This window comes from Nostoc sp., assembly GCF_054880495.1.
Map to the genome: position 1 here is coordinate 1 of NZ_JBTYKD010000424.1, position 5,970 is coordinate 5,970.

Sequence of the window (5,970 nt, forward strand, 5' to 3'; positions counted from 1 at the left end):
TGGTTTTACCTTCTAATTCGGGACTAAGTTTTTCACTCAGAACCAGTTCGCCATTAGTGCAGGTTGCTTGAACAATTTTGAGCATAAAATTTACTTAATATGAGAAGTGACTTTTTTAAAAGCTGACCAAAATCCTGTATCAACGATGATCATATTTATGATTTAATGTACTTCTAAGATTGAGGAAAATTTTCGGTATGACCCTATTATAAACTACTTTTAAACCGCTCGCGGCTGATAAATTTATAAATTATAAAGGCATACAGCCAAATAATATTTTAAAATATAAGGCAATGTGCGACTTATTCATAAAACCCCGCTTCCATTCCTCTCCCTGAAACGGAGAGAAGCTTTGATTCTTGCTCCCCTTCCCTAGTAGGGAAGGGTTGGGGGTTAGGTTTGAGTGAAAGTTACACACGGCGTAAAATATATTAGTTGATACCAGAGGCTAGAGAAAATGAGCATTGAGGAAATTATTATACATAAGGTAAGAATATTACCTCCTGATAATCAACAAGAGGTATAGATTTTGTAGAATTTTTACTTGCGATTAACATATCTTTTAAATTTGATTAATAAGCTGTAATTATTGGGGAATATGTGTTTATGAAAATAGCCATAACACACCCTTGTAGGTTGGGTGGAACGGAGTGAAACCCAACAAATGATCTCACTTGTCACAACAAAAATTTTACATATTAACTTATCTGCTTTAAATTCAAGTGATTTAGTGTTGGGTTACGGCGCAAATATAAATTCGTTGTGCTGCAAATATCCCAGCTTGCGCCTCCACCCAACCTACAAAATTACTACCAAGGGTTAGTTCTGGAATCTGTTTTTTTACATCATGGCAGTTTTTGCCATTTTATACCATTGCACAGAAGATGTTATTTGGGATTGAACTGAGAATGCTGGGTTTAAGTATATTATATTATTAGAATTGTCTTTAAGTTAAAAGTTGAATATGAAAGAAGCTCGTCATATAGCTACTGGAAGAATAGTCCAAGCATCTGAAGTAGATTATGGAGACTATTATGGAATTTTTCAGTGTCCACATTGTAAAGTAGCATTGCAACTAAGAAAAGAATATGCTCGTTCAGATGGAACAACAATAACTGCTGCTTTTATTCATCCCCCAGGTGAAACAGAATTAGAAAAGAAATGTCCATATCGAATAAATATGAATTTTGGTTATACAAAGTTACAAATAAATTTCCCTCAGTCTCGTGAACAATGTTTTAAGCTTTTGAAAAAGAATTTTTTGAAATGTTTAAAGAATTATAGTAAAGTTAGCATTACAGAACATTACTCAACAAATGAATCAGCATTAGAATCTATACGCATTTTTATAAATTTAAACAATAAGATAATTGCAGCACCCCAAAATGGTGGATATATTTTAGATTTAGAAGAATCACAAAGAATTAAAAAACTTTTGCAAGATAAAATATATGAGGAAATTAATTCTTTTAAGCCAGAATCAATACATAGAAAGATACTAGCTTCTTCTCTAAAAAGCCAGTTGGATTTAGCAACACAAAAATCTAATAGTTTGATTTGGGGACTAGAGTTTTTAAGTTGTGAAGCTAGTGATGATTTTATAGAAAAAACATTAGACTATATCTTTGGTAAGTATATTGATAATCAAGAAATTAAGGGTATAGAATATAAAAAAACTAATGTACTTTTCGTTAGTGAAATTGAAAAAATATTGGGTTTTGAATTAAGCATCGTAAAGCAAGCAGATCAAGTTTTATCTAATGATAAATTAATAGATAGTTTTTTCGTACAAATGTACAAAAAAGAATTTTCGGACAGCAATACAGATATTTTTAATGAAACAAAAAAAATTCATAATGCGGTATTTGAGTATATTATAAATTATCTAGTTGATTTTCCTTGGAAATGTCTATTATCTTAGCTGTTTGATAATTTTATTAATGTTATATAAAAATTAATACATAATAATTAAAGCCACATATCTACACCATAACAATTAATTGATAGCAGCGTGAATATGTGGTTTAAAAATCCTTAATGCACTAACCCGATCGCACTTTTTGTCAAGGCTTCAGCAGTCAAACCATTAGCACTCGCTGAATTAGGTTTCTGACTCATAAACCAGCTTTTGCGACTCGTAAACTAACTTTTGTGACTCGTAAACCAGCTTTTATTAACGGATTTCAGCAAATTTACCCCCATTGTTTCTGTCTGCTAAGTTCTCTTGAATAAAAAAACGCAAATATACGCATTTCAACGCCATTTTCAGCGTTTATATACGTATAAATGCGATAAAAGTGGAAACTATTCCAGATTTAATGGACTAATGCGATCGCCCTCTTTGTCAACGCCTCCGCAGTCAATCCATTAAACGCCATCAACTCACCAGCACTGGCTGTAGTTTCCCCACGCTTCCACGCAAAGGTGTCGCGCTTCGCGTTAGTCCGTAACAAAACTGGTTCCAGCATCGCCGCCGCACCACCTGTCACAGCAATTAGCGCATCGCCATCAAATAATTCGGCAAATTTCGCATCATCTAAGAAACCGCCTTGAGGTTCAGAACAGGTTTCCCACGCGGTATCATGGCTACGGTACAATTGCCGAGGATTGATGACAGTAATTATCTTGGCACCAATACCTTCAGTTTCTAAGAAAGCAGCAGCTTCAAATACTGGTATTAATGTTAAATCGCCAATTACAGCAAATACAACTTGTTTATCACCAGCCACTTCATGCAATAGCACTGCACCATCGCGCAACCCTTGACGAGTTTGTTCTAAAGTTGTGCGAATTGGCAACGGCGATTTACTTGCAGTAATCACAATTCCCTTATTCTTACTTTTCAACGCCCAGTCATAACAGACTTGAATACTATTAGCATCAGGCGGAAATAATGGGAAAATATTTCCATTTCGCATCAACGAAGCAAAGTAAGCTTCAATTTCTGGACGTTGGTGAGTCCAACCGTTACGCCCTTGCTCTAATGCGCCTGCTGTGAATAAAGTAATAGTCGAGGGAGTTTGACGGCGCAATTCTGCCATTGCTTGCGTCACTGTTTGCCAAATTGGTAATCCGTTGATGGCAAAAGATTCGTAGGAACACCACAAAGTTCTCGCACCCATTAACGCCAAACCCGCAGCTAAACCGGCACAAGCATCTTCACTCAAGGGTTCATAAACTTGTCCATTTGGTGCTTGATAATATAAGTCGTCGGTTGTGGGGTGGATAATCTTTAATGCTTGGTTGATGTTGGCAATTCCTGATGCTTCATTACCATCGGCGTTGGTGACTAGGAAATTCTGATCTTTCTTTCCAACTATTCCTACCAATCGTCCCATTGCGGTTGTGGAAACTTTTGGTTCACCTCCAACTGCATATTCTTCTAAAGGTAATTCACCTAATTCTGGTAATGAGAATTCAAATTCTGTCACCACGGTTTTTGCTGCTGGGCCACCACCTGCACGTTCTGCATTAGTTCTGACTAATTGCCAAGCTTCCGCAGACAAAGCACGGGTTTGCAATGCACTGATAATATGCGGCGCATCCAGCGTATCTTTAGGATAAAGGTTGTGAGATTTTGCACCCCGCGCGTGGACTCCTGCACCTTTAAGTTGTTTAATAATGAAGACGGTAAGCTTGCCGCCCAATGCCGATCGCGCTGCTTGATCTACACCCGAAAGTACTGCTTGCGTAAATGCTAGGCGTTTCTCAAAGGAAAAGGCGGTACTATCAACGTAATCCCCTGGCTGGTTCTGATCATCAAAATCCTTGGCATCCACTAAGACGATTTCATCAAAACCGTTACCTTGCCAATATGCTTGCATCTGTTCATTGGTTTTTAGGGAAACCATACTGTGATGTTCTTGGCTGTAACCGTTCCATACCAACACCGGTAAGAAGTTGGTGACAGCAGGATAAGCAGTATGGAAATGTGCGATCGCACTTACAATATAAGGCTCACCCAATCCACCATCACCAACTGTAAAGGGGAACAACTTATCTTTGTGCAACAGTGCAGCCGCCATTGCAAAGTGTTGCCCTTGTCCCAAAGGTCCCGCAGGTGCGAGAATACCAGGGATGTAACCAGAAAGATGTCCTAAGAGTCCGTGCTTTTCTCGGAAGCGATCGCGCAATTGTTGAACTGTAAAAATTCCCATATCCTCTAGCGATCGATCCAAGAACATGGCACTATAAAATCCAGGGGCGTGGTGTCCGACTTCAGTGAGAATGTTCTTATATCCCAGCATGACAAGAGATGCGTAAGCTTCTGTTTGGCTGGAAAATCCGCCGGGATGCCCAGAAGCCTTACTACCAGTAACTTGCAAAGTTAGGTAGCGCAGAGCATCGGCAGCGAGTAAAGTTTGATATACTGCATTCGGATCTGTCGGAGATGCGATCGCTATTTTGCCCGACTCGATAGCAGGTGTTGCACCATAAGTTTCAAAATCTGGTAACGCTTCACCAAAATATTGAATACCTTTAGAAAAATCGGGAAGCGCTGAAGATGCCTTTGGGGAGATTGCAGTCATGCTGAGTACCTTATAACGATGAGATGAAACTGTAGATGCTTGTTGAATTTAACAAAAATTTTACATCTTCGAGGTTGTAACAGTTTATTGCTTTTTTGCAACGTTAGAATAAGTACTTTAAATGGTCACGCAACCAAAATTTCAGTTAGTTTAAGCAGCAAAAAAATATTAAGCAGGAAAAAAATTTATGAAATTCCCAAATGGGCCGCAAACTCCAGCAGTTTTACAGATGCTGCGCTGGATTGTTAATCCGATGTCATTTATGGAGGCTTGTGCCAAAAGCTATGGCGAGATTTTTACTCTCAGATTAGACAAAAATCTTCCTCCTATAATAATTGTCAGCAATCCCCAAGCACAACAGCAAATTTTGACAAATGATACCAAGGAATTAGAAGCCCCTGGCGATCTAAATAAGGTGTTTGAACCTTTGCTGGGTAAGCATTCTGTAATTAGCATTAGCGGCGCAGAACACCAGCGTCAACGCCAGTTGTTAATGCCTCCCTTTCACGGCGAAAGGATGCGGAATTATAGTCAGGTAATTACCGATGTCACCAAGCAAGTTATCAGCCAATACCAGATAGGTAAACCCTTTAATATTCGGTCTGTTACTCAAGCTATTACCCTGCGGGTGATTATGCAAGCTGTATTTGGGCTACATGAAGGGACTCGTGCCGAAAAACTACAGAACTTTTTGGGCGATCTTTTAGAAAAGGCCAGTTCTCGGTTAAGTGTGGCTTTGCTTTATTTTCCAGCTTTGCAAAGGGATTTTGGCCCGATTAACTTCTGGGGAAAACAGATGCGCGTTCAGCAAGAAGCTGACGAACTCATCTACGAGGAAATTCGGGAACGTCGAGAAGGAGGAAATTCATCACGCACGGATATTTTTAGCTTACTCATGGCTGCTAGGGATGAAACAGGTAAACCCATGACCGATCAAGAGTTGCGCGATGAATTGATCACTCTGTTAATCGCCGGTCACGAAACCACAGCCACAGCCTTAGCATGGGCATTATACTGGATTCACAAACTACCATCAGTGCGCCAAAAGCTACTACAAGAATTAGATAGCTTGGGCGATGACCCAGACCCCAGCATCATTTTCAAGTTACCCTATCTCAACGCTGTTTGCTCCGAGACATTGCGGATTTACCCAGTAGCTATGCTAACCTTTCCTAGAGTAGTCAGAACACCTTTCTCGTTGGGCGGTTACGATCTAGAACCGGGTACAGTCCTACTTGGTTCTATTTATCTGACCCACCAACGGGAAGATATTTATCCTCAAGCGAAGCAGTTTAAGCCAGAACGCTTTTTAGAACGACAATTTTCTCCCTATGAATATTTGCCCTTTGGGGGTGGTGCAAGGCGTTGTATTGGTCTAGCATTTGCCCAGTTGGAAATGAAGCTAGCACTCGCCACAATCCTTTCCAGCCGTGAATTAGAA

The 5,970-nt window shown here is 39.5% G+C and carries 3 protein-coding genes; 2 read left to right on the top strand and 1 reads right to left on the bottom strand.

Annotated elements, in window-relative coordinates:
• The first annotated feature begins 964 nt into the window (after positions 1–964).
• The gene (locus tag ACYTXL_RS35525) at positions 965–1,921 is read left to right on the top strand and encodes a hypothetical protein (protein WP_461928656.1); all 957 of its coding nucleotides are present in this window, start codon (positions 965–967) and stop codon (positions 1,919–1,921) included.
• A 394-nt stretch (positions 1,922–2,315) separates the two neighbouring features.
• On the opposite strand, the gene ACYTXL_RS35530 is transcribed toward ACYTXL_RS35525, so the two are convergent.
• Complete coding sequence (locus ACYTXL_RS35530) at positions 2,316–4,529, bottom strand: phosphoketolase family protein (protein ID WP_461928657.1); 2,214 nt, start codon at positions 4,527–4,529, stop codon at positions 2,316–2,318.
• A gap of 187 nt (positions 4,530–4,716) precedes the next feature.
• On the opposite strand from ACYTXL_RS35530, the gene ACYTXL_RS35535 reads away from it, so the two are divergent.
• On the top strand, positions 4,717–5,970 hold a 1,254-nt coding region (locus ACYTXL_RS35535), incomplete at its 3' end, for a cytochrome P450 (RefSeq protein ID WP_461928658.1).